The organism is Streptomyces sp. NEAU-174, from assembly GCF_052665095.1.
This window is the reverse complement of record NZ_JBQTCE010000024.1, coordinates 15,935-41,052: the sequence shown is the minus strand read 5'-3', so window position 1 is coordinate 41,052 and position 25,118 is coordinate 15,935. Positions and strand designations below refer to the sequence as shown.

At 71.9% G+C, this 25,118-nt stretch carries 17 protein-coding genes; 7 read left to right on the top strand and 10 right to left on the bottom strand.

Translation table 11 applies throughout. The features are described from left to right. Window positions 1-45: 45 nt before the first annotated feature. Window positions 46-1,365 (bottom strand): LCP family protein, encoded by a 1,320-nt coding sequence (locus tag ACT2CW_RS44495; RefSeq protein WP_445520718.1) that lies wholly within the window; start codon window positions 1,363-1,365, stop codon window positions 46-48. Between the two features lie 107 nt (window positions 1,366-1,472). On the opposite strand from ACT2CW_RS44495, the gene ACT2CW_RS44490 reads away from it, so the two are divergent. Next, complete coding sequence (locus tag ACT2CW_RS44490; protein ID WP_182472573.1) at window positions 1,473-2,048, top strand: acyl-CoA thioesterase; 576 nt, start codon at window positions 1,473-1,475, stop codon at window positions 2,046-2,048. A gap of 38 nt (window positions 2,049-2,086) precedes the next feature. On the opposite strand, the gene ACT2CW_RS44485 is transcribed toward ACT2CW_RS44490, so the two are convergent. Then, window positions 2,087-3,544: an LCP family protein gene (locus ACT2CW_RS44485; protein WP_445520717.1), complete on the bottom strand. Its 1,458-nt coding sequence runs from the start codon at window positions 3,542-3,544 to the stop codon at window positions 2,087-2,089. A gap of 221 nt (window positions 3,545-3,765) precedes the next feature. Here ACT2CW_RS44485 and ACT2CW_RS44480 point away from each other — a divergent pair, with 221 nt between their 5' ends. After that, a complete protein-coding gene (locus tag ACT2CW_RS44480) occupies window positions 3,766-4,782 on the top strand; it encodes a glycosyltransferase family 2 protein (protein WP_037954319.1) in 1,017 nt (338 codons plus the stop codon). Between the two features lie 107 nt (window positions 4,783-4,889). Here the strand turns inward: ACT2CW_RS44480 and ACT2CW_RS44475 are convergent, their stop codons facing one another. The 4 genes from ACT2CW_RS44475 to ACT2CW_RS44460 form a co-directional block, all read right to left on the bottom strand. Next, a complete protein-coding gene (locus ACT2CW_RS44475; protein ID WP_164434506.1) occupies window positions 4,890-6,512 on the bottom strand; it encodes an LCP family protein in 1,623 nt (540 codons plus the stop codon). Window positions 6,513-6,581: 69 nt separating this feature from the next. After that, window positions 6,582-8,273: an LCP family protein gene (locus ACT2CW_RS44470; RefSeq protein WP_445520716.1), complete on the bottom strand. Its 1,692-nt coding sequence runs from the start codon at window positions 8,271-8,273 to the stop codon at window positions 6,582-6,584. 227 nt (window positions 8,274-8,500) lie between these two features. Continuing rightward, window positions 8,501-9,619 carry an LCP family protein gene (locus ACT2CW_RS44465; RefSeq protein ID WP_414082299.1) on the bottom strand — a complete coding sequence of 373 codons (1,119 nt, stop codon included), beginning with the start codon at window positions 9,617-9,619 and terminating at the stop codon, window positions 8,501-8,503. Between the two features lie 239 nt (window positions 9,620-9,858). Continuing rightward, a complete protein-coding gene (locus ACT2CW_RS44460; RefSeq protein WP_445520715.1) occupies window positions 9,859-10,611 on the bottom strand; it encodes a TIGR03089 family protein in 753 nt (250 codons plus the stop codon). Window positions 10,612-10,739: 128 nt separating this feature from the next. Between ACT2CW_RS44460 and ACT2CW_RS44455 the strand changes: the two genes are divergently transcribed. Further along, window positions 10,740-12,305 (top strand): peptidoglycan recognition protein family protein, encoded by a 1,566-nt coding sequence (locus ACT2CW_RS44455; RefSeq protein WP_445520714.1) that lies wholly within the window; start codon window positions 10,740-10,742, stop codon window positions 12,303-12,305. Between the two features lie 71 nt (window positions 12,306-12,376). Then, window positions 12,377-13,483 (top strand): sugar phosphate nucleotidyltransferase, encoded by a 1,107-nt coding sequence (locus ACT2CW_RS44450; protein ID WP_164437220.1) that lies wholly within the window; start codon window positions 12,377-12,379, stop codon window positions 13,481-13,483. A gap of 458 nt (window positions 13,484-13,941) precedes the next feature. Here the strand turns inward: ACT2CW_RS44450 and ACT2CW_RS44445 are convergent, their stop codons facing one another. The 4 genes from ACT2CW_RS44445 to ACT2CW_RS44430 form a co-directional block, all read right to left on the bottom strand. Further along, a complete protein-coding gene (locus ACT2CW_RS44445) occupies window positions 13,942-14,853 on the bottom strand; it encodes a DNA-3-methyladenine glycosylase family protein (RefSeq protein WP_445520713.1) in 912 nt (303 codons plus the stop codon). 296 nt (window positions 14,854-15,149) lie between these two features. Continuing rightward, window positions 15,150-16,538, bottom strand: a complete 1,389-nt coding sequence (locus ACT2CW_RS44440) for a coenzyme F420-0:L-glutamate ligase (protein WP_445520712.1) — start codon at window positions 16,536-16,538, stop codon at window positions 15,150-15,152. Window positions 16,539-16,554: 16 nt separating this feature from the next. Beyond that, complete coding sequence (gene cofD / locus ACT2CW_RS44435) at window positions 16,555-17,517, bottom strand: 2-phospho-L-lactate transferase (protein WP_164437226.1); 963 nt, start codon at window positions 17,515-17,517, stop codon at window positions 16,555-16,557. Window positions 17,518-17,566: 49 nt separating this feature from the next. Continuing rightward, complete coding sequence (locus tag ACT2CW_RS44430; RefSeq protein ID WP_445520711.1) at window positions 17,567-18,088, bottom strand: cysteine dioxygenase; 522 nt, start codon at window positions 18,086-18,088, stop codon at window positions 17,567-17,569. Window positions 18,089-18,795: 707 nt separating this feature from the next. On the opposite strand from ACT2CW_RS44430, the gene ACT2CW_RS44425 reads away from it, so the two are divergent. The 3 genes from ACT2CW_RS44425 to ACT2CW_RS44415 all read left to right on the top strand — a co-directional run bounded on the left by ACT2CW_RS44425 (window position 18,796) and on the right by ACT2CW_RS44415 (window position 25,084). Continuing rightward, window positions 18,796-19,059, top strand: a complete 264-nt coding sequence (locus ACT2CW_RS44425) for a WhiB family transcriptional regulator (RefSeq protein WP_004952403.1) — start codon at window positions 18,796-18,798, stop codon at window positions 19,057-19,059. Window positions 19,060-19,439: 380 nt separating this feature from the next. Continuing rightward, window positions 19,440-23,510 carry a glycosyltransferase family 2 protein gene (locus ACT2CW_RS44420; protein ID WP_445520710.1) on the top strand — a complete coding sequence of 1,357 codons (4,071 nt, stop codon included), beginning with the start codon at window positions 19,440-19,442 and terminating at the stop codon, window positions 23,508-23,510. Further along, a complete protein-coding gene (locus tag ACT2CW_RS44415) occupies window positions 23,507-25,084 on the top strand; it encodes a DUF5719 family protein (protein WP_445520709.1) in 1,578 nt (525 codons plus the stop codon). The genes ACT2CW_RS44420 and ACT2CW_RS44415 overlap by 4 nt, the downstream gene beginning before the upstream one ends. The last annotated feature ends 34 nt before the right edge of the window (window positions 25,085-25,118 follow it).

The window sequence follows — 25,118 nt, the reverse complement described above, 5'->3', positions numbered from 1 at the left end:
TGCCGGGCCCGAGGGCCCGGCAGCGGTCTTTGGTGGTGGTCCGGATCAGTTGCTGGAGACGGTGACCTTGTCGTCGTTCTTCAGCTCGCTCATCAGCTGCTTGACCTTCGCCATGTCCCACTGCACCGCGCTGCCCTTGGAGGTGGCCAGGCCGGGGTTGGAGATCGGCATGTTCATCTGCTTGCCGTCGCCGCCGGAGACGCTCTTCATCGCGAAGAACATGTCCTTCACGTCCCACAGGCTCATGTCCTTGTCGACGACCAGGTTGTCCAGGCCGGCGCCCATCGTCGGGTAGAGCTTGAACGGGTTCATGATCGTGCTCGGCGAGGCCGCCTTGTTGGCCAGCGCGGACAGGAACTTCTGCTGGTTCTTGGTGCGGTCCAGGTCGCCGCCCGCGAGGCCGTAGCGCTGCCGGACGAAGGCGAGCGCCTGCTGGCCGTTCAGCGTCTGCTTGCCCTTCTTCAGGTCATTGCCGGACTTTTTGTCCTTCATGTCCTGCGGGACGTCGATGTCGACGCCGCCGACGCCGTCCACCAGGTTGGCGAAGCCGTCGAAGCCGATCTCCGCGTAGTGGTCGATCTTCAGGCCGGTGTTGAACTCGATCGTGCGGACCAGCAGCCCGGGGCCCTCGGAGGAGTACGAGGCGTTCAGCTTGTTCTGGCTCTGCGGGATCCGATTGCCGCTCGTCGAGCCGGTGAAGGCCGGGATGGTGACCCAGGAGTCACGCGGGAGGCTGATCATGGTGTTGCCGTTCTCACCGACATGGAGAAGGATCATGGAGTCGGTGCGCCGGCCGTCGGCCGAGCCGGTGTGCAGCTTCTTCTTGTCCTCCTCGGACATGCCCTCGCGGCTGTCCGAACCGACGATCAGGTAATTGGTGCCCTTGCCGCCGCCCGGCCGGTCCTCGACCTTGCTCAGGTCCACCTCGTTGCGGAGCTTGGAGTCGGCCCAGATGTAGGTGCCGATGCCGACGGCGAGCAGCAGGACGATCAGGGTGACCAGGCCGATGGTTATCCGGCGCTTCCAGTTCTTCGGCCTCACCGGGCGCGGGCCGCGGCCGCCGGGGCCACCCGGGCCGTGGTCGCCGCCGCCCGGTCCGCCGTTGCCGCGGCCGTAGACCTGACCGGTGTTGTAACCGTCGTCGTAGTCGTCATAGCCCTGGGACGGCTGCTGCCGCGGAACGGTGCCGTGCGGCGAGAGGTCGGGCGGCAGCGGGGGCTCGTCGTACGGCGGCGGACCGCCCGCACCGGGCGCGCCGCGCCTCACCTGTGGCATCGCGCGAGCCCCCTCCGGCTCGGCGCTGCCGCTACCACGTCCGTACCGGCCGCTACCGTCGCCGGACCATCCCTGGGGCCATTCGCTCATGCAAGGCAGTGTGCCTGGTCGGGCGGGTCGCATTACAGGGCGGGTGCCGGATCGCGGCAGGGCTGTTGCAGACCTGATAAGAATCTGGTCCGCATAAGGTGGACGACATGACCAAACAGGCCCAGGGTGCGGAACCGGAGCTTCCGGGAAAGCCCACCTCCGCCTCTCGTACCACGCTGTCACACATCATGACCGGCAGTGACACCAATCTCCTCGGCACCGTCCACGGCGGCGTGATCATGAAGCTGGTGGACGATGCCGCCGGAGCGGTCGCCGGACGCCACTCCGAGGGGCCCGCGGTCACCGCGTCGATGGACGAGATGGCCTTCCTCGAACCGGTCAGGGTCGGCGACCTCGTCCATGTGAAGGCCCAGGTCAACTGGACCGGCCGGTCCTCCATGGAGATCGGGGTGCGGGTGCTGGCCGAGCGGTGGAACGAGTCCACGCCCGCCACCCAGGTCGGCAGCGCCTATCTGGTCTTCGCCGCCGTCGACGCCGACGGCAAGCCCCGGCCCGTGCCCCCGGTCATCCCGGAGAGCGAGCGGGACAAGCGGCGCTATCAGGAGGCCGAGATCCGCCGGACGCACCGGCTGGCCCGCCGCCGCGCGATCAAGGAACTCCGCGCCCAGCGCAACACCGCCGGGCGCGCCGACGACACCACCGAGGGCGCCGACCGGCGGTGACCCCCGGGGCCGCCGCCGACCGCCCGTGACCCCCGGGGTCAGAGGGAGCGCGTGGCGCCGCCCTCGGGGCAGACGACCTCGTCGCCGGTGACGGCACCGAACCCGGCGGTGTCGGTCTTCGGCGCCTCGAGCCGGACCGGCCGTACGCCCTTGTAGTCCGCGCCGATCGTGATCTGCATCACCGCGCCCTGCCCGACCACCGGCTTCAGCCGGGCCCCGGGCAGCGCGGCCGCCAGCGAGCGCACCGAGCGGTCCCAGACGGGGTCGTACGCGATCACAGTGTGCCGGACGTCGGGGGTCGCGGCGTCGGCGGGGGAGCCGGTGGTGGCGAAGCCGGTGGCGTGCAGCGCGCGGTCCGCGCGGCGGGCGAGCCCCGTCGTATTGGTGCCGTTGAGCACATGGACCCGGATCCGGGCCGGGTCCACGTCCACCGGGGTGGCCCGGACACGCTTCGGGCGGTGGGTGACGAGCGGCCGGTCCTCGCGGAGGGTGGTGAAGAGCCGCTCGGCCTTGGCCCGGTTCCAGCGGAGCGTGGAGCCGGCCCCCTTCACCGGCACACCGGGCAGCACCACCGGTACCGAGGCGAACTCCGAGGACGCGGGGGTGACCCCGCTCATCGCCCGCCCCAGGGCGACCAGGTCCTCCGCGCTGAAGCCGTGGTCCGCGCGGACCGAGCCCAGCAGCGCCCCGGCCACCCGGTTGAACCGCACCGGGTTGAGCAGGATGCGCCCGGCCGTGGTCTGGTGGACCACGGCGGCCATGAAGCGCTGCTGCCGTTGGATCCGGCCCAGGTCGGAGGTGCCGTCCACATGCCGGGAGCGGACGTACTGCAACGCCTGGCCGCCGTTCAGCACATGGGTGCCGGCCGGCAGGTCGAGACCGGTGTGGTCGTCCTTGAGTGGCCGCGCGGTGCAGATCTTCACCCCGCCGAGCACATCGACCGTCTTCATGAAGCTGGTGAAGTCCACCTCGAGGTAGTGGTCGATATGGACGCCGGTCAGATGCTCCACGGTGCGCACGGTCAGACTCGGCCCGCCCTCGGCGTACGCGGCGTTGAGCTTCCGCGGATGGCTCGGATGGCGCTTGCCGGTGGCGTCGGTGTACGCGGGGATCCTGGCGTACGAGTCGCGGGGCAGGCTGACCGCGCTGACCCGGCGGTGGTCGCCCGACAGATGCATCAGCATGATCGTGTCGGTGCAGCGGCAGGGGGCTCCGCCCAGCCTGTACAGCGCCTTCTCCCGAGGCGTGATCTTCTCCCGTCCGTCCGTGCCGACCACGAGGAAGTTGACGCCCCCGCCGGTGCTCTTCGGCCGGTTGTCCAGGCCGCCGAAGGCATCCACCCGGTGGATCCCGGAGTCGAGCTCCCTGACCAGCAGATGCCCGATACCGCTGACCGCCAGCACCAGACAGGCGCCGCCCGTGGCCAGCCGCAGCCCCCAGCGGGGGCGGCGGGAGCGGGGGCGCGACGGGCGCGGCGATCGGGCCGGTGCACTCACTTAAGGGGACCTCCGTGAACTCGGCGGGCTGGGCGGAACCGCCTCACCGTAGGCCCATACGACGATCGCCTTGACGGCCCCACGCCGCCCGTACGGGGCGCTGCCACCCGGGCGGCGCGCTCCGGTGTCCACCATTCGCGGTAACGTGGCCCGGAAACCGCAGTCCTTTGGGGCCCCCGCCGCCAGTCTCCTGGGGCCCGGCCCCCGAACCCCGAGGTGCCATGCCCCCGCATCAGCTCCCGGCCGTCTCCGTGATCATGCCGGTGCTCAATGAGGAACGCCATCTGCGCAACGCCGTACGGCACATCCTGGAGCAGGAGTACGACGGTGAGATGGAGGTGGTGATCGCGCTCGGCCCGTCCACGGACCGCACCGACGAGATCGCCGCCGAACTGGTGGCTGAGGACCCTCGGGTGCATACGGTCCCCAACCCCACGGGCCGCACCCCCGCCGCCCTGAACGCGGCGATCAAGGCGTCCCGCCATCCGGTGGTGGTCCGGGTCGACGGCCACGGCATGCTCTCGCCCGACTACATCGCGACCGCCGTACGGCTCCTGGAGGAGACCGGCGCGCAGAACGTCGGCGGGCTCATGCACGCCGAGGGCGAGAACGACTGGGAGAAGGCCGTCGCCGCCGCCATGACCTCCAAGATCGGGGTCGGCAACGCGGCCTTCCACACCGGTGGTGAGGCGGCCCCCGCCGAGACCGTCTATCTGGGCGTCTTCCGGCGCGAGGCGCTGGAGCAGCAGGGCGGGTACAACGAGGAGTTCATCCGCGCCCAGGACTGGGAGCTGAACTTCCGGATCCGCGAGGCCGGCGGGCTGATCTGGTTCTCGCCCGAGCTGAAGGTCTCCTACCGGCCGCGGCCGAATGTGCGGGCCCTGGCCAAGCAGTACAAGGACTACGGCCGCTGGCGCCATGTGGTGGCCCGCTTCCACCAGGGCTCGATCAATCTGCGCTATCTCGCCCCGCCGACCGCCGTCGTCGCCATCGCGGCGGGCATCGTGGTGGGCGCGGCCGTCACCCCGTGGGGCTTCGTGATCCCGGGCGGCTATCTGGCCGCGATCGTCGCGGGCTCGCTCCCGGCGGGCAAGGGGCTTCCGGTGGCGGCCCGGCTGCGGATCCCGGTGGCGCTCGCGACCATGCACATGTCGTGGGGCTGGGGCTTTCTGACCAGCCCGCGGGCGCTCGCCAAGAAGGTCATCGCCAGCCGTCGCCCTGCGGTCATGGCGCCGTAGCCGCGCCCGTACGCCCCGTACGCGCATACGCCCCGTACGCCGGAGGGGCCGGACCCGCAATCGGGTCCGGCCCCTTCCGCATGCCGTGACGGGCGGTCGGTCGGTCGTCAGAAGGTGTAGCCCGCGTTGACCTTCATACAGCCCTTCTCCTCGCCGTTGAGCGCGTCCGCGCTCTTGGGCGTCTTGTCGCCGTCGTCCGCCGCCGCCTTCGGATAGGCGGTGCCCTCGCGCCAGTCGTTGCCGACCACCAGGGTGATCTCCCGCACCGACTTCGACGACTTCACCGCGGACTTCGGCAGCTTCAGCGCCTTGGCCACGGCCAGGGCGTCGCCCTGCCGGGGCTCGTCCGGGTAGAGGACGGTGGTGTCGGCCTGCGAGATGAGCACCGTGTTCGCGGTGGCCTTGGCGTAGCCCAGCCGCGCCAGCTCGGAGGTGATGACCGCCGCCCGGCCGGAGACCGGCCCCAGGACGGTGCTCGCGGTGCCGTTCTGCACCACCACCGGGAGCTGCTCCTTGGGCGCGGTGGGCGCCGGGGTGGCGTCGGGCTTCTTCTTGTCCCTGCCGTCCAGGCTTATGTCGTTGCGCAGCAGCGAGAAGGTCTGCTCGGCGTCGCCCGGCTTGGGCAGTACGTACCCCCCGCCACCGCCGTACTCCCAGGGCATGGTGATCATCGTGGTGCGCTTGGTCGGCACCCGCTTGAGGTCATTGCCCAGGTCGTACAGCTTCTTGACGGTCCCGAGGCCGTGGTCGACGGTCAGCGCGTCGGTGGCGGCCTCCGCGAGGTCCATCAGCTTGCCCGGGTCGCTGAGCTTGGTGCCCGACTTCAGCTGGCGGATCATCGACGTCATATACATGTGCTGGGCCTTGGCCCGGCCGATGTCGCTGTTGTCCTCGAAGCCGTAGCGCGTGCGCAGCCACTGGAGGGCCTGGACGCCCTTGACGTTGTGGGTGCCCTTGGTCAGCTTCAGCCCGGAGCCATGGCCCTTGCTGTCATGCGAGTAGACGTTGTTGTCCACGCACACCGGGACGCCGCCGATGGCGTCCGCCATGGAGACCACCCCGGAGAAGTCGATCATCATGAAGTGATCGATGTAGACGCCGGTGAGCTCCTTCCAGGTGGCGACCGTGCACCCCGGGCCGCCGTGCTGGAGCGACTGGTTGATGGCCCCCTCGGTCTTCGGATACACCGTGCCGTCATGCGGATCGGTGCACCGGGGGATGGTCACCCGGGTGTCGCGCGGGATGCTGACCACCGACATGTTGCCGCGGTCGGCCGAGACGTGCACCAGCATCTGCACATCGCCCAGCGGCTTGCGGTCCGCGTCCTGCTTGGCACCGCCCAGCTTGACGTTCTCCGCGGTGTTCCGGCTGTCGGAGCCGATGAGCAGGATGTTGAGGGGGGTCTGTCCTTCGGCGTTGGGCTCGGGCTTGCCGATCTTGCTGTCGCCGAGGTCCAGATCCTCCTTCTTCAGATTGCCGTTCAGGTGTTCGTAGTAGAAATATCCGGCGCCGGCCGCGCCGAGCACCAGCACGGCCAGCGTCAGGGCGGTCCAGCGCAGGATCCGCACCCCGCGGCTCCGCTTCGGCCGCCCCTGACCACCCGGCCGGCGCCCCGCGCCGTGCGACGCGGGGCCCTCCCCTTCCGGCGGGCTGTCGTCCTCACCGTTGTCACGTGGTTCGGGAACGGTGGCCCGCCGCCCTCTCTCCCCCCGCACACTGCTCTCCCGCATCGGGCCCTCCCCGCAGTCTCTCGGTCGTCCGGCCCGATGGACGAGGGTGGATCCGCTGGCCGGCGACGGTCACTTGGCGCAGACGTCCTTGTCGTCGGCCTCGACCCTCTGAATGTCCTTCGGCGCCTTCGACGGGGCGGAGATCGGTGTGCCGGCGCCCTTGAAGTCCGCGCCCAGCGTCAGGGTCATCTCCGCCATCGGCTCGGCGTCCTTCGTGCCTTCCTTCATGGCGGAGGCGGGCAGCCCCATGCTGTCGGCCAGCCGACGCGCCTGGTCGGCCTGGTTGGGAGCGTACTCCAGCGTCGTCTTCTTCAGTTCTGACGGAGCGTTTCCGCCGTTGCTGGTGCGGGACATCCCCTCGGTGTTCTGCATCCAGTCGACGGTCTCCTGGGCGGCGCCGAACTGCCCGCTGCCGTTGAGCACCTTGACCCGGACATCGGCGGGATCGGCCTTCGGCCCCTTCAGCCGCTCCGCCTGCTCGTTCTTGGCCGCCTTCTCCTTCTTCTTGACCTCGGTCAGCGAGACATCCTGCCGGACCATGGAGAAGAGCGGCTCGGCCTTGGTCTTGTCGAGCAGCACGGTCGCACCGTCGGTGTTGTCGACGACCGGAACCGTCGCGAAGGTGACGTTCTTGAGATCAACCTTGCTCAGGTTCTTCCCCAGCGAGGCCAGCTTGGAGACGGTGCCGATCCCGGTGTCCACGGTGAGCGCCTTGGTGGCCGTCTGGGCCAGGTCCCACATCTTGCCCGGGTTGGTGAGCGTCCCGCTGGCCTTCATCTTGCGCATCAGCGAGCTCAGGAACTGCTGCTGGAGCTTGATCCGGTCCAGGTCGCCGCCGAAGCCGACGGCGTGCCGGGTCCGGACGAACGCCAGGGCCTGCTCGCCCTTGACCGTATGCCGCCCCTTCTTCAGATTCAGGTGCGACTTGGGGTCGTTGATGTCCTTGCCGAGGCAGATGTCCACCCCGCCGACCGCCGTGGACATGCTCTTGACCGCGTTGAAGTCGGCCATCATGAAGTGGTCGATCTCCAGCCCGGTGATCTTCTCCACCGTCTGCCAGGTGCAGCCGGGGTCGCGGCCCTCCTGCCCCAGACTGGTGTTGAACCGCACCTCGTCCTCGCCCGGGATCTTCTTCCTCCGGCCGTCCTTCTTCACCGTGCAGTCCGGGATGTCGGTGATCATGTCGCGCGGGAAGCTCAGCACCGTCGCGTTCGACCGGTCCTCGGAGACGTGGAACAGCAGGGTGGTGTCGGCGTGGCCGACGCTCCCCGCGTCGCCGTAGCCCTCGTTCCCCTTGCCGTCCCGGCGGTCGGTGCCGATCAGCAGGATGTTCATCGGGCCGTCGGAGACCGCGGCGTTGTTCTCGCCGACGTCGACCTTGCTGATGTTGTTGTTCAGGTGCTGATAGACGAAGTACGCCGCGGCCGAACCGCCCACCAGCAGGAAGGCCAGGGTGCCGCTGCCCCAGTAGAGTGCCTTCTTCGTCTTCGACTTCTTCGGCTTCGGCTTGCGACGGCTGACCGGGCCGGCCGCCTGCTCCTTCTCCGCCTCCCGTTTGGCCGCGCGGCGGCGCCCTCTGGGCTCGGAGCCGGTGGTGCCGTCATCGCTCGATGATCTGGAGACCCGTCGCAGCTCCGTGGTGTCGTCCGCCGATGTCTCGGCGGGATTCAGCCGCAGCTCGTAGTTGCCCGTATTCGGGTCGAACACCCACTGATCGGCTGGGTCGAAGTCACCCGCCCCGCCAGGGCCTTGCGCGTCCACGGTCGCCTGTGTCCTCCGTCGGTGCCACGCGGCGCCTCCCCCTCAAGGCGCTCCATCTGTCTTCGTGCAGTGCGCGGCCACCTCGTAGAGCGCACCGGATCGCTCACACTATCCGTCCAGATCAGCGTCAAGCGACGCCGGTGACAAATTCCACTTCCCTACAACTGGGCAATCTGCCCAATCCTTATCTGATCCTTCACGATTCATGGGCTGCCCTTATGGTTCTTTTACTCGCAGATGCCGCGCGCCGCGGTCGTCCCCTGGTACCCGGTGAGATCGGCGGCTTCGGGTCCGCCACCCGCCGAGGCCGTGACGGCGTGGGACACCGGCACCGGCCGGTCCAGCCGCAACTGCCGAAACAGCCGGTCGGCGTCGGGTTGGACGAGCTCATCGCGGTTCTTGTTGTACGTGTAGGGCTGCCGCGGAATCGTGAGGAAGCGGATCTTGTCCCGCGGGATGTCCCGCACCCCGCGCACCAGAGCGTACAGATCTTTGAGCGAATCCAGGCCCGGATCCGTGGTCAGCGAGGACGTCGCGGCGTTGAGCACCGGATACAGCTTCGCGGGATTGAGCAGCACACCATTGCTCTGCACTTTCTTCACAAGCGAGCTCAGGAACTCCTGCTGCCGCCCGATACGCTCCGTGTCGCTGCCGTCGCCGATGCTGTACCGGGCGCGCACATAGCCCAGGGCCTGCTCGCCGTGGAGGACCTGACGGCCCGCGGGCAGCTTCAGATGCGCTTCGGCGTCGTCCACGGGCTCCTTCAGGCACATCTCCACTCCGCCGACCGCGTTCACCAGCCGCTTGAAGCCGCTGAAGTCCACGATCATGTGGTGGTCGACGCGGATCCCGGTCAGCTTCTCGACGGTGCGGATCGAACAGGCCGCGCCACCGGATTCGAACGCCCAGTTGAACTGGGCGAACCGGGCCTGGGTGCGCTTTCCGTCCGGCCCCTCGCAGGCGGGGATGTCCACCATCAGATCGCGCGGGATGGAGACGGCGGTGGCGCTCTTGCCGCCGGCCTGGAGGTGCAGCAGGATCGTGGTGTCCGAGCGCTGGGTGCCGGTGTCCTTGCCGTATTTTCCGTTGCCCTTGCCGCCCCGGTTGTCGGAGCCGATCAGCAGGATGTTCTGCGCGTCCCGCACCACCGACACCGGCCGCTCGGCCTCGTACTTCTTCAGCTCGTTCGCGGTCCGGGTGTCGGTGCGGATATTGCCGTCGAGGCGTTCGTAGAACCACCAGCCCACCCCGGCGGCCGACAGCACCAGCAGGGCCACGCCCAGCGCCAGGACGCGCGGCCAGCGGCGCCTGCGTCTCGGCGCGGGCTCAGAGCTGTCGGTCGTCACGTCCGCGTCCTCCCACCCGTCTTCCGCCCGGGGGGCGGAGCGGCATCGCATGCCGGGATACCGATTAACGGAACAGACATGCGAAGCCCGTACATGGTTGTACGTATCCGTAGATCATCGCGCGGGGTGGGCGGCGCGGCCCGTGGACTCGGCTCTCGGTCCGCCGGACGGGTCAGGGGAGGGGTGGAGGGCTGGGGTTGGAGGCTGTTGTTCTCAGGGTGTGGGTGGCGGCCGTCACCTCAGGGTGTGGTGGCGGTGACGCGTTCGCTCTCCTTGCGCCCGGCCAGCTCCTTCTCGTCCAGCCGGTCCAGATGGCGGCAGAGCACCACCGAACCGCCACTGGCCAGCGGCGCGTACAGCCCGTACGAGAGCCCCTCCCAGGTGCCGTACGAAAGCCCCGACAGGATCCGCGAACCGGGCCCGAGCCCCCGCCCGGCGGCGTCGGCGCTCGCCCGCTCCACCACCTGGGCGCTCGTCAGCTCCACACCGCCGACGGCCAGCGCGGGCGTATCCGGGTCCACGGGGGAGTACGGGGCGAAGCGGTCGCCCTGGCTGGGCACCTCCACGGCGTAGTCCGCGAACCCCTCCGGCAGCTGGGGGAAGCGGCCGCCCAGCGGCTGGAGCGACAGCGCAACCCGCTCCCCGGAGCACTCCCGTGCCTCCTTGAGACTGTCCGGGCCGCTGACGACGAGGTCGGCGGAGGCCGGGTCGCCCCCGATGTCCACGAGGACCCCGACCGAGGAGCAGGCCACCAGCCACACGGCGGTCTGCCAGTGGGCGGGGAGCAGTAGTGCGCATCTGTCGCCGGGCGCGGCGGCGAGATCGTCCTGGAGGAGATTGGCGGTCTTCGCCACCCAATTGGCGAAGGTGGCCACGGAGAGTTCGACGCGTTCGCCCGTGGCGTCGTCGTAGAAGGTCACGAGCGGGCGGGAGGGGTCCGCGTCGAGCGCGGATCCCAGCAGGTCGGCGGGGGTGCGATCGGTGGCGTTCACCCGCGCAAGCCTACGCGCCGAAGATGCCGCGCGGATGGGGTCGGTGGGGTCCGGGTCGGCGGACGGTCCGCGACGTGTGCGCTCTTCCGAATGGACAGGTTTGTCCCCTTATGTAGACGATTTCAATCATGCGTGCATACCTGGCATCCTCGATCGGCGTCGCGTGCACCGCCGCCCTCGCCCTTCCCCTCGCCCTGCATCCCGGCACCGCCCACGCCCGGGCCGAGCGGACCGTCGCCGCGGGCTCCACGCGGTCGCTGCCGCTGCGCCCGTTGGACTCGCTGGACTCGCGTGTGGGCGGCGGGACGGACCGGGGCGTGGCCGCCGGGCGCGGTGACGCCGCGGTCGAGCGGGGCGTCACCGCGTCGGGCGTACGGCCGTTCTCGCTCGTCGGCGTCGTCTGGGACCGGCCCGCCGCGGAGCTCCGCGGCCGGGCGCAGGTGCGTACCCGCGCGGTCGGCGGCGCGTGGTCGCCATGGCGCGAGCTGCTGCCGTACGGGGACGAGGCCCCAGACCCGGACTCGCCCGAACTCCGTGGCGCACGGGCGCACGGCGGCACCGCGCCGCTGTGGGTCGGCGCCTCGGACGCGGTCGAGGCGCGGGTGCGGCCGGAAGGGGTGGGGTCGGCGGGGGCGGATGCGGGGGCGGGGGCGGACGCGCGGGCGTCGGACGCTGGGGCGGAGGGCGCGGGGGCGGCGGACCTGCCGTCCGGGCTGCGGCTGGAGCTGATCGACCCGGGTGAGCCCCCGGCGCCGCCGGACCCGGGCCGGGCCGCGCTCCGCGCGCTTCCGGGGCATCCGGCACCGACGGCGGGGGGCGGGGCGCCGGCGTCAGGGGGTGGCGTGCCGGGTGCGAAGCCGACGGTGGTGGGTTCGCCGGGAAGGCCGTCCTGGGGGCCCTCCGGGCCGTCCGTCAAACCGTCCTCGCCCCCCACACCGTCCGCGCCGTCCGCGAAGCCGACCACCCCCAGACCCTCCGCCTCCGTACCCGTAACCACCACCCCGCCGCCCAGCGCGCTCGACACCGACACCGACACCGACACCGATGCTGACGCCGAGGCCGAGGCGGCCACGGCGGGCGCCGCCCGCTACAGCGCGCCGCGGCCCGGCATCGTCACGCGTGCGGGCTGGGGCGCCGACGAGAAGATCCGCGAAACGGGCCATGTCTACAGCAAGACCGTGAAGGTCGCCTTCATCCACCACACCGTGACGGGCAACAACTACAGCTGCTCACAGGCGCCCTCCGTGTTGCGCAGTATCTACCGCTACCACGTGAAGAGCCTGGGATGGCGTGACTACGGCTACAACTTCACCATCGACAAGTGCGGGAAAATCTACGAAGGCCGCTCGGGCGGTGTGACCAAAGCCGTACGCGGGGCGCACACGCTGGGTTTCAACACCAACAGCATGGGCATCGCCGTCCTCGGCACGTTCACCTCGAAGAAGCCCTCGGCCAAGGCCGTGAAGGCCGTCGCCAAGCTCACCGCGTGGAAACTGGGCCTCTTCAAGCGGAATCCGCGCGGTACGACGCATCTGGTGTCGGGCGGCGGCAACAAGTACAAAAAGGGCACCAGCGTAAAGCTCCATGTGATCGCGGGTCACCGCGACGGCTTCGCCACCGAGTGTCCCGGCAAGCGTCTCTACAAGAAGCTCGGTTCGGTACGGAAGACGGCCGCCCGCCTCCAGGGGCGCTGATCAGGCGCGGTCCGGGGATCTGCATACACTGGCCGCCGACCGGCGAGCCCCAGCAGGAAGCAGAGACGTACGTGACCAACGCGCCAGCAACGCCATCGCCAGAGGCGATCCTCCTGGTCGGCGGCAAGGGAACCCGGTTGCGCCCGATGACGGTGCACACTCCCAAGCCGATGGTCCCGGCGGCGGGCGTCCCGTTTCTGACCCACCAACTCGCCCGCGCCCGCGCCGCCGGGGTCGAGCACATCGTGCTCGCCACGTCCTACCTGGCGGAGGTCTTCGAGCCGTACTTCGGTGACGGCTCCGCGCTCGGCCTGCACCTGGAGTACGTGACGGAGGAGGAGCCGCTCGGCACCGGCGGCGCCATCCGCAACGTCGCCTCCCGGCTGCGCTCGGGCCCCGACGACCCGGTGCTCATCTTCAACGGCGACATCCTCACCGGCCTCGACATCCGCGCCCTCGTCGACAACCACCGCACGACGGGCGCCGATGTCTCCCTGCACCTCACCCGGGTCCCGGACCCGCGCGCGTACGGGCTGGTGCCCACGGACGAACGGGGCAGGGTCACCGCGTTCCTGGAGAAGCCGCAGACCCCCGAGGAGATCGTCACCGACCAGATCAACGCGGGCGCGTACGTCTTCAACCGCTCGGTCATCGACTCGATACCCGCCGACCGCCCCGTCTCCGTGGAACGCGAGACCTTCCCCGGTCTGCTCGCGGCGGGCGCCCACCTCCAGGGCATGGTCGACTCCACCTACTGGCTCGACCTGGGCACCCCCCAGGCGTTCGTCCGCGGCTCCGCGGACCTGGTGCTCGGCCGTGCCCCCTCCCCGGCCGTGCCGGGCCGCTGCGGCGACCGCCTCGTCCTGGACAGCGCCTCGGTCGCGGTCGACGCCAAACTGACCGGCGGCACGGTCATCGGCCGCCAGGCCCGGGTGGGCGCGGGCGCGCGCATCGACGGCAGCACGGTGCTGGAGGGCGCCATCGTGGAAGAGGGCGCCCAGGTCCGCGACTCCCTCGTCGGCGCCGGCGCCCGAATCGGCGCCCGCACGGTCCTCCAGGGCGCGGTAGTAGGCGACGGCGCCCTGGTCGGCCCCGACAACGAGCTACGAGACGGAGTGCGCGTGTGGTGCGGAGCCGACATCCCGGCGGGCGCGGTCCGCTTCTCCTCCGACCAGTAACGCCCTGACGCCCACCACCCCCAACCCACCCTCAGCCGCCCACGGCGGAAACTTGGCCTCCCCGCAGGAACCCAGCTTCTCCGGCGAAACCCCAGCCCCTCCGGCAGGAACCCAGCTTCTCCGGCGAAAATCCAGCCCCTCCGGCGATTGAGGAGCGGGGCCCGGGGCGGAGCCCCGCAACCCCAGCCCTCCCGGCGTCCGAGGAGCAGCCGAGCCCGGGGCGGAGCCCCGCATTCCAGCCCCTCCGGCGATTGAGGAGCGGGGTCGGGGGCGGAGCCCCGGCGGGGGCCGAGGGGGCGGAGCCCCATCGTTTCGGGAAGGGGCGGGGTGGGGCTCATCGCCGAAGGCGCCCACGGCCCCCGCAACGGCGCCCGCACCCGGCAACGGCAACCGCACCCGGCAACGGCGCCCGCACCCGCACCCACAACGACGGCAACCACACCCAAAAACCCGAAGCCCTACATCCCCCGAAAGTCCCGCACCGCCAACCGCGGCGCCCGCCGCCCCGGCACCCGCCCGGACAACAAAATCAACCGCGCCGCCCGATACCTCTGCCCCGCATAAGGCGCCAAAAGCTCAAGCATCGCCTCATCATCCACCCCCCGCACCCCCGCCAACGCATACCCGACAATCCCCGGCAAATGCAGATCACCAACCGTGACCGCATCCGGCGTCCCATTACTGCGCTGCAACGTCTCCGCCGCCGTCCAAGGCCCAATACCCGGAATCACCCGCAGCCGAGCCGAGGCAGCGGCAAGGTCCATGGACGCCGCCTCCTCCAGCCGCCCAGCAACCCGCACCGCCCGCAGAATCGTCGAGGAGCGCTTCGCATCCACGCCCGCCCGATGCCACTCCCACGACGGAATCAGCGCCCAGCCCCGCGGATCGGGCATGACCCGCATCCGCATCCCCTCGGCCGGCCCGGGCGCGGGCTCGCCATGGCGCTGGAGCAGCAGCCGCCAGGCCCGGTACGCCTCGACGCCGGTGACCTTCTGCTCCAGGATCGAGGGGATCAGCGACTCGAGGACCAGTCCGGTCCGGATGAGCCGGAGGCCGGGATGACGCCGGTGCGTCTCGTGGACCAGCCGATGGCGGGGCACGAACGCGGACGGGTCGTCGTCCGCCCCGAGCAGCGCGGGCAGACCGTCCAGCAGCCACTCCGCCCCCGGCCCCCAGGCCCGCCCCTCGATCTCCGCGCCCTTGCGCGCGATCCGTAGGGTCCCGGGCCCGGCCGGAGTCCGGCTCGCCCGCCAGAACGCACCGTCCGCGCCGACCTGAAACGCGGGATCCCCCGGCCCTCGCTGCAACACACCGAGGTTACGCGCGAGGTCACAGGGGCCTGGGGGACTCCAGACACGTCTCACACACACGCGGCCACCCTACGACCCACCGCCGCCCCACCGGCCCGGCACCCACCACACCACCGACCGCGCACCGCCCCCACGGCGCCCAGCCACCCCCAACCACCACCCCCAACCACCACCCCCAACCACCCCCGGCCAACCCCAAGGCGCACCCCAGCAACCACCCCCGCCCCCGCACCCCCACTCCGCACAACGCGCGCCCCCAACCCCCGCGCACGCGACCCCACCGCACCACCACTCCGCACAACCCGACCCCAAGCCCTCACGGCACACCCACCGCAACCACCCACCGCGAACCCCACCTACCGCACCACCACGAACCCCTCGACCCCCCGCTCCGGCCGCGCCACCGGCGGCACCGCCGCCTGGCCGACCGCGACCGTGCCCATCGGGTCCCAGTCGTCCGGCAGGCCCAGGACCTCGCGCACCACCGGGCGGCAGAACATCGTGGACGACACCCACGCCGAGCCGAGCCCCTCACCCGCCAGCGCGACCAGCAGGTTCTGCACCCCGGCCCCGGCCGCGACCACGAACATCTCGCGCTCCGCCGTGTTCCGCCGAGGGTCGGGATACGTATGGGCGCCGTCGGCGACCAGGCACGGAACCACCAGGTACGGCGCCTTGCGCAGCACATCCCCGCGCCGCACCCGCTTGGCGATGCTCTCCTCCGAGAAGCCGTCCCCGCGCAGATCGGCGATCCAGGCGTCCCGCATCGCGTCCAGCAGCCGCGTCCGCGACTCCTCCGACTCCAGCAGGACGAACCGCCACGGCGTCGTATGGTGCGGCGCCGGCGCGGTGACGGCGGCGGCGACCGCGCGCCGCACCGCCGCGCCGTCCACCGGCTCATCGGTGAACTCCCGCACCGTACGGCGCAGCGTCACCGCCTCCCGTACGGCCTCGGAGGTACCCAGCCGGAACATGTCGTCCGCGGCGCCGCGCACCAACGCCCGCGCGCCCTCGTCCTCATCAACCCCCCGCCGATCAGACCCCTCAGCTCCCTCAGGCCCCTCAGCTCCCTCAACCCTGTCCAGCCCCTCGAACGCCACCACCTGCGGAAGCCCCCGCAAGACGGCCACCGGCAGCCCCTCGGCCTTGCCCTTGACCAGGTCACCCGCGGCGGCCAGCTCATCAGCGGTGGCGACGACGGTCGCGCTCAGCGCGTTCCCGTACGCGTCGACTCCGCCGCGCAGATCGTCCAGCACCCGCACCCCGGCGGCCCCGATGGCGACATCGGTGACCCCGTTCCGCCACGGCCGCCCGAACGTGTCGGTGACGATGACGCCGACCCCCACGCCGAGCACCTCCCGCAGCCCGGCCCGGATCGCCCGCGCCGAGGCATCGGGGTCCTCGGGGAGCAACAGGATGGTCCCGGAAGGGGTGTTGGAGGCATCGACCCCGGCGGCGGCCATGACCAGACCGTGACGGGTCTCGACGATCCGCGTGCGGCCGCGCCGCGCCACGACCCGCACCGTCTCGGCGTCTATGGCCGCCTCGCGGTCGGCCGCCTCGACGACGCGCCCCTCCGCCTTGCTGACGATCTTGGAGGTGACCAGCAGCACATCGCCGTGCGCGAGCCCCGGCAGACCACCCGAGGTCGCGGCGTCGGCGATCAGCTTGGCGAGGTCGTCACCGGGCCGCACCTCGGGCATCCCGGGCAGGGCCCACACCTGGTACGACGCACGTTCCGTCATCCCCGCACCTCTTCCGTCATCCCCGCACCTGTTCCGCCAGCGCCAGCGCCTCGGCCGCCATGGCCGCCGTGGCCTTGAGGTCCGCCATCATCAGCGGGATCGCCCGGCAGCGGATCCCGGCGGCCTCGACCTCCTCGACCGCGCCCGCGTCCACGGTGTCGACGAGCCAGCCGTCCAGCAGCCCGGAGCCGTAGTGCTTGGCGACGGCGGCGGCGGTGGACTCCACGCCCACGGCGGCGAGCACCTTGTCGGCCATGCCGCGCACGGGCGCGTCGCCCACGATGGGGGACAGGCCCACGACCGGGACCCCGGCGTCCGCGATGGCCTCGCGCACGCCGGGCACGGCGAGGATCGTGCCGACGCTGACGACCGGGTTGGACGGCGGGAAGAGGACGACATCGGCGTCGGCGATGGCCTCCAGGACGCCAGGCGCCGGTTTGGCCTGGTCGGCGCCGACGGGAACGACGGCGTGGGCGGGCACGGAGGCGCGCAGCCGCACCCAGTACTCCTGGAAGTGGACGGCCTTACGGCCTTCACCATCGGGGGCGTCGATCAGGACGTGGGTCTCGACGCGGTCGTCCGTCATGGGCAGCAGCCGCACCCCCGGCTGCCACCGGGCGCACAGCGCCTCGGTGACGGCGCTCAGCGGATAGCCCGCGCCCATCATCTGCGTACGGACTATGTGCGTGGCGAAGTCGCGGTCGCCGAGGCCGAACCACTCGGGTCCCACCCCGTACGCCGCCAGCTCCTCCTTGACGGTGAAGGTCTCGTCGGCCCGGCCCCAGCCCTGCTCCTCGTGGATGCCACCGCCGAGGGTGTACATCACGGTGTCGAGGTCGGGGCAGACCTTGAGGCCGAAGAGGTGGATGTCGTCGCCGGTGTTCCCGATGACGGTGATGTCGGCGTCCGGAGCCGCCGACATCAGACCGCGAAGGAAACGGGCGCCGCCGATACCGCCTGCCAGAACCACAATGCGCATGGAGCACAGTCTTGCAGCAGCCTCGGACATCGGGGGCGTTCGGGGCGGCTCAGCCGCCGAGGGCGCCCAGCGCCTCCGCCCCGGCCCCGGCGGGCAACTCGGCGCTCTGGGTGGGGTGCAGCGGCATCTCGGTCAGCCCGGGGAAGTAGATGTGCAGGCTGACGGCCGGTTCGAGGGCGTCGTTGACCACGTCGTGCACATAACCGGGCGCGAAGACGCGCTGTGCGCCGGCGTGCAGCGCATGCCGCGCGCCGCGCGTCCCCACCCGCTCGGTGAGCTCGCCCTGGAGCACGGTCAGCACCCCGGAGGAGCGGCCGTGGTCATGGGCGCCGCTGCCCTGTCCGGGCACCCAGCTGAGCAGCCACACCTCATAGCCGGGGCCGGTGCGCAGCCGGTGGTACCAGCGGCTGGTGGCGTCGTACTGGACGAGGGGCGCCCAGCCGTCGCGGTCGGCCGCGATGGTGCGGGCCAGGCCCGCGAAGGCCGAGACGGTGGCGGGGTGCGCGGGTACGGGCGGCAGCAGATGCGGGATGGCGAGCGGGTCACCGGCGATCTGGACGTCGCTGTTCATGCGGTGGGGTTCCTCGGCGGGAAGGGCGCGGAGAGGGCGCCGTAAGGACGTGAGCGCCGTAAGGACGCGATGGGGCGGCAGGTGCGCGGTAAGGGCGCGAGGTGCGATCTGGACGCGGTGTGCGGTCTCAGTACGAGACGCCGCGTGCGGAACGCGGGGGCAGCTGGAGCTCGGAAGGCATCAACAGCTCGAACAGCGACAGCGAGCCCGCACAGCGCAGCGGAACCCGTGGTCACGGGTCGGCAGGGGCGCGTGGGTCACTGACATGCGACCTAGGAGACCCGGAGCGCCGCGCCGCTGTCAACTTCATCTCACGTTTCAGGTCAAGGTTCACCTCATCCGGTCGCTGTGGAGGCAGAAAGGTTTGTGCGCGCGTTGTATTGGTGACACGGCGCATCAACGCGTCACTCCCGCACCACCCGCCCACTCCGCACCATCTCCCACGCGATGCAACGGGACCGGCGCCGATGGCGTCCTCCTCAGTGAGTGAGAGGAGGGACCCCGGGCAACGGATGGGGAAGGTGTCGCGTTTAGGCCGATTTGAACACTTTCCGCGCAGCCTTGGTTCCGCAGAGTGAATAAGAGGCCCAATAGCAGATCTCGGCTTGACTGGCCCGGATCGGCACACTTGTAATTTCACTCGTGTCGTTCTGCCGCTTCACCAACGGCATCAGGCACGGGGACGCAAAGACAGACGAGGGGCGCACATGACCGAGTTGTTCCAGCAACTGCTGGTCGAAGAGGCGGACGAGGAGCTCGGTTGGCAGGAGCGCGCGCTGTGCGCCCAGACCGATCCCGAGTCGTTCTTCCCGGAAAAGGGCGGATCCACCCGTGAGGCGAAGAAGGTCTGCCTCGCCTGCGAGGTCCGTTCCGAGTGCCTCGAGTACGCCCTCGCCAACGACGAGCGCTTCGGCATCTGGGGCGGTCTGTCCGAGCGCGAGCGCCGCCGCCTGAAGAAGGCCGCCGTCTGACCCACGGCGTCCGGGACCCGCCGTCTGACCCACGGCGTCCGACACCCGCCGTCCGACCCACGGCGTCCGACACCCGCCGTCCGACCCACGGCGCCCGACATCGGACAGATCCGCCGGGCCCGTCGCCAGGATCCGCTGGGCCCGTCGTCAGGGCCGCCGGATCCGTCGGCCCTGGCAGAACCGCATGACCCGCGCTGACATATCCGCACAGTTCACGGCGGAGTGAGCCACCGCGACCGGTCCGCCCCCGAGCCCATGGCGACGGGAGGCGGACCGGCCGCATACACAGCCGTTAGTGTGGGGCCCCGTCCGAGACGCTCCAACGCCCCCATGGGGTGCGCGCGTCCACCGCAGTCCAGCGAACCGGGGCCCGTACCTCGATGTCCGTGCACAGCCACCCGGCGGCCCAATACCCGGCCGCCACCGCCGCGTTTGCGCCCGTTCACGAACCGGTTCAGACACCGGCCTATCCGCGTCATGTCGTCACCGCCGTCCTGGTCGCCCACGACGGCGCCCGCTGGCTGCCCGACGCGCTGTCCGGTCTGCTCGGCCAGGAGCGCCCGGTCCAGAGCGTCATCGCGGCCGACACCGGCAGCGCCGACGACTCCGCCCGGCTCCTCACCGAGACCCTCGGCGAGGAGCGGGTGCTGCACATGGCGCGCCGCAGCGGCTTCGGCACGGCCGTCGCCGAAGCGGTCCGTACGGCCCCGGTGCTGGGCCCCGAGGAGCTCACCTACCTCAAGCGCCCCAGCGGCTGGGACCCCGTCAACCGCACCTGGCGCGACGACGCGTACGACATGCCGGAGCTGCCGCACGGCGAGCCCGTCCAGTGGCTGTGGCTGCTGCACGACGACTGCGCCCCCGAGCCCGACGCCCTGGCCGAGCTGCTGCGGGTGGTCGACGCCGAGTTCACCGCCAACCGTGAGCCCGCGATCGTCGGACCCAAGCTGCGCGGCTGGTACGACCGCCGGCAGCTGCTCGAAGTCGGCGTCAGCATCGCCCGCAGCGGCCGCCGCTGGACCGGCCTGGAGCGGCGCGAGCAGGACCAGGGCCAGCACGACCAGGTGCGCCCGGTGCTGTCGGTGTCCAGCGCGGGCATGCTGGTGCGCCGCGATGTGTGGGAGCAGCTGGGCGGTTTCGACTCCCGGCTGCCCCTGATGCGCGACGACGTCGACCTGTGCTGGCGCGCCCAGGCGGCCGGGCACCAGGTGCTGGTCGCCCCGGACGCCGTACTGCGGCACGCGGAGGCGTCCGCGCGCGAGCGGCGGCCCATCGACTGCGTGGGGCGCTCGGTAGCGAACCCGCACCGCGTGGACAAGGCGGGCGCCGTCTACACCCTGCTGGTCAACACCCGCGGCGCGCTGCTGCCCTATGTGATGCTGCGGCTGATGTTCGGCACGCTGCTGCGCACCCTGGCCTATCTCGTGGGCAAGGTGCCGGGGCAGGCCCTGGACGAGGTCGCCGGTCTCTTCGGCGTCCTGCTGCGGCCGGGGCGGATCCTCGCCGCACGTAAGCGCAGAGGCCGCCCCGCGACGGAGCCGAGCGAGCTGCGGCCGCTCTTCCCGCCGCCCGGCGCGACCGTAAGGGCGACGGTGGAGCAAGTCGCCAGCAATATTGGCGGCCGTTCCGAGCCCGAGCTGTCCTCAGGCGGGCGGCACGGCGCGGTCGAGTCCGGGCCCGGCGGCGACGACGCCGACTTCCTGGAGATCGAGCAGTTCGCCCGGCTCAAGCGGATCGCGCGCAAGCCCGGCCCGATGCTCTTCCTCGTGCTGCTGGTGGTCTCCCTGGTCGCCTGCCGGGATCTGCTCGGCGCCGGCGCGCTCGCGGGCGGGGCCCTGCTGCCCGCGCCCGCCCATGTCTCCGAGCTGTGGTCGAGCTATGTGGACGGCTGGCATCCGGTCGGCACCGGCGGCACGCAGTCCGCGCCGCCGTATCTGGCCGCCCTCGCCTCGCTGGCCACGGTCTTCCTGGGCTCCACGGGCTTCACGCTGACCCTGTTGCTGGTGTGTTCGGTGCCGCTGGCCGGATTCATCGCGTACTTCGCCTCCCGGCCGCTGGTCGAGTCCCGGCTGCTGCGCGCCTGGGGAAGCGTCGCGTACGCCTTCCTCCCGGCCGCGACCGGGGCGCTCGCGGGCGGACGGCTCGGCACCGCCGTGCTCGCCGTACTGCTGCCGCTGATGGCCCGCGCGGCGGCCGCCGCGACCGGCTTCACCGGCAACGGGACGCGGCTGCCGAGCTGGCGGGCGACGTGGGCGTACGCGCTGCTGCTGACGTTCACCATGGCCTTCACCCCGGTCGTCTGGCCGATGGCGCTCCTCCTGGGCGCCGGTGTGCTCGTGCTGCGCCACCGGCAGAGCGGCACCGAGCAGCTCATGGGGTACGGGCTGCGGTTCCTGAGCCTCGTCGGCACCCCGCTCGTCGTGCTCGCCCCCTGGTCGCTGGACCTCCTCACCGACCCGGCCCGCTTCCTCAAGGAGGCCGGGCTGGACCGCGGCGCCGGGTCCGCGTCCGCCCTGGACCTGCTCGCGCTCAGCCCCGGCGGCCCCAACGGCGGCGGCACGCTGCTGCTGCTCGGCTTCGTGCTGGCCGCGCTCGCCGCCCTGATGCGCGGGGAACGGCAGACCGTGGTGCGCACCGCGTGGGCCGTGGCGCTCACCGGCTTCCTCTTCGCGGCGCTCACGAACGGCTCCGGCTGGGCCGGGCCCGCGACCCTCGTCTACGGCCTGGCGCTGCTGACCGCCGCCGTGGTCGGCGCCGAGGACGCGAAGGAGCGGGTGGCGGCGCAGAGCTTCGGCTGGCGCCAGCCGGTGGCGCTGCTGATCGCGGTCGCCACGGTCGCCGCGCCGCTGTACACCGCCGTCACCTGGATGACGGGCGGTGCGGACGGCCCGGTCGGGCGGCGCGACCCCTCGCAGGTCCCGGCGTTCGTGGCGGCCGAGAGCGCCACCGAGGACCAGGCCCGCACCCTGGTGCTCGGCGGCGACAGCGGCGCCGCCCACACCGACTACGCCCTGGTGCGCGGCTCCGGTGCTCGGCTCGGCGACGGCGAACTCGCGGCCGCGGGCGGCTCCGACACCCGGCTGGACGGCGTGGTGGCCAATCTGATCGCGGGCTCCGGCGCCGACCAGACCCGTCAGCTCGGCGGCTACGCGGTGCGCTATGTGTACGTCCAGAAGGGCGCGCCGCCCGAGATGGAGCGGGTGCTGAACGCGACCCCGGGCCTCACCCAGCTCAGCCGGGAGCACGGCGGCGTGCTGTGGCGGGTCGACCAGCGGGTCTCGCGGGTCTCCATCGTCCCGGCCGAGTCCTCGGGCCGCCCGGCGGGCGGGGCGGCTGCCAAGCCCGTGCATGTGGCCTCCGGCCCCGTCGAGGCGCACACCACGGTCCCGGACGGCACGGCCGGGCGGGTGCTGCGGATCGCCGACCGGTCCGCGCCCGACTGGCAGGCCACGCTCGACGGCAAGCCGCTGAAGCCGACGACGGTCGACGGCTGGGCGCAGGGCTTCGAACTCCCGGCGAGCGGCGGCCGGTTGGACCTCACGTACGACACGCCCATCACGCACACCGCATGGGTGTGGGCGCAGGGGCTGCTCGCGGTCGTGCTGCTGGTGCTCGCGCTGCCGGGCCGCCGCCGGAACATCGACGACGACATGCCGGACGCGGAGGGCGCGGCCGCCGCCGTCACCGCCGAGGACCTGGCGGGCGACGGCCGCCGGGCGCGGCGGCTGCGGGCCGCCGCGGAGGCGCAGGCGGCGCAGGCCGGTCAGGACGGGGGCGGCCAGGACGGGGGCGCCAAGGGGCTGCCGGAGACGGACCAGGCCGCCGCGGCCGCCATGCCCGGGCAGCCGGGCGAGATTCCCCCGCAGCCGGGGGAGCCGCCGATGCCGGGCGAGCCGCCCATGCCGGGTGAACCGCCGATGCGGCCGACCGCCGAGCCGGCCGCCATGGGCGACCCTTACGGCGACAACGCGATGGCGAACGACCCTTACGGCGACCAGACGGCCGCCGGCGACCCGTACGCGGCGGTGCCGCACCAGCAGCAGTACGGGCAGCAGTGGGACGCGCAGACGTACGCCGACGCCGGATACGGCCAGTACCCGGCCGGTCAGTACCAGGGAGAGCAGCGGTACGCGGGGGAGCAGTACCAGGGCGAGCAGTACCAGGGCGAGGGCTACGCGGGCCAGTACTCCACCGGCCAGTACCCGGCCGGTGACTACCAGGGCGGCTATCAGGACACCGGGTATCCGGCCGGCTACCAGGAAGGCCAGTACCCGGCGGACCAGGAGGGCCAGTACTCAGCGGACCAGTACGCGGGCGGCCAGTACGCCGACCCTTACGGCTACGACCAGCAGCAGCCCTATGCCGACGGCGGCTACTCCCCGCAGGGCGACACGACGTACGGCGGCGCCGACCCCGAGGACCGCCGCGACGGGAGCGATCAGCAGCGATGAACCGCACCACCCTGTCCCTGATCGGCGCCGCCACGGCGCTGGCCGCCGTCACCGGCGTCGCGGCCCTCACCGGGGGCTCCTCCGACGACGCGGACGCCTCCGCCAAGGCCGCCACCCGGCTGCCCGTGCAGCGCTCGACGCTGCTGTGCCCGACGCCCTCCTCCTCGGAGGTGAGCAGCACCACCTACACCGCGTACACGCCCAAGCGGGACGGCGTGGACGCCACGGACGGCACCGCCGAACTGCTGCCCGCCCAGAGCCCCGCCGACGACACGGCGGATCCGGGCGGCGACGGCGGTAAGGACGACGGCAAGAACGGTAAGGACGGCAAGGACGGCGGGAAGGGCGGCCAGGCGGCCCCGGGCGGCGACAAGCCCGTGCTGCCCCTGAAGGAGCCCGGCAAGCCCGTCACCACCGAGGAGAGCAGCGCGGGCGCGCCCGCGCTCATCGGCACCGCCGACGGCCGCTTCGCGCCCGGCTGGACCGTCCAGCAGACCACCACGGTCGACGCGGGCAGCGGGCGCGGCCTGCTGGGCACCGCGTGCACGGCGCCCGACACGGACTTCTGGCTCCCCGGCGTCAGCACCGACCGGAACCGCCAGGACTTCGTCCATCTGACGAACCCGGACGACGCCGCGGCGGAGGTGGACCTGAAGCTCTACGGCCCGAGCGGCCGGCTGAAGCCCTCCACCGACGAAGCGATCACGGTCCCGCCCCGCTCCACGGTCCCGATCCTGCTCTCGACCCTCACCGACCAGCGGGCGGCCGGCGCCTCGCTCCATGTGACGGCCCGCACCGGCCGGATCGGGGCGGCCGTGCAGGCCGTGGACCAGAAGGCGGGCAGCGACTGGCTCCCGGCCTCCGCGGTGCCCTCGACGAGCGTCGCGATCCCCGGCATCCCCAAGGACGCCACCTCAGCCCGCCTGATCGTCTTCGCGCCCGGGTCCGACGACGCGGACCTCAAGGTGCGGCTGGCCGGGCCGAACAACGCGATCGCCCCGGCCGGACATGAGTCGCTGCACGTCAAGAGCGGGATGACAAGCGCGATCGACCTCGGCGACGTGACCAAGGGCGAGCCCGGCTCGCTGCTGCTCACCCCCGAGGGCGGCGAGGGCCGGGCCACACCGGTCGTGGCCGCGCTCCAGGTGACCCGGGGCAAGGGCAGCGACCAGGAGACGGCGTTCATCCCCGCGACCGCCCCGATCGAGCGCAGCGCCACCGCGGCCGACAACCGCACCAAGGGCTCCACGCTCTCCCTGGTGGCCCCGCGCGGGTCCGCCAAGGTGCGCGTCACCGCCTCGGCGGGCGCGGGGGGCGGCAGCCCGGTCAGCAAGACCTACGAGGTCAAGGGCGGCACCACCAAGGCCCTGGAACCACCGCGCCCAACCTCGGGCAAGGGCCCGTACGCGGTGACGGTCGAGCGGCTCTCCGGCGGCCCGGTGCACGCCTCGCGGATGCTGGCGCTGCCGCAGGACGGCGTCCCGATGTTCACGATCCAGTCGCTCCCGGACGACCGAGGCACGGTCGCGGTACCCGAGGCGGGCCAGGACCTGTCCCTACTCAACGACGACTAGGGCGGGGCTGGGGACTCAACGACGACCAGGCCGA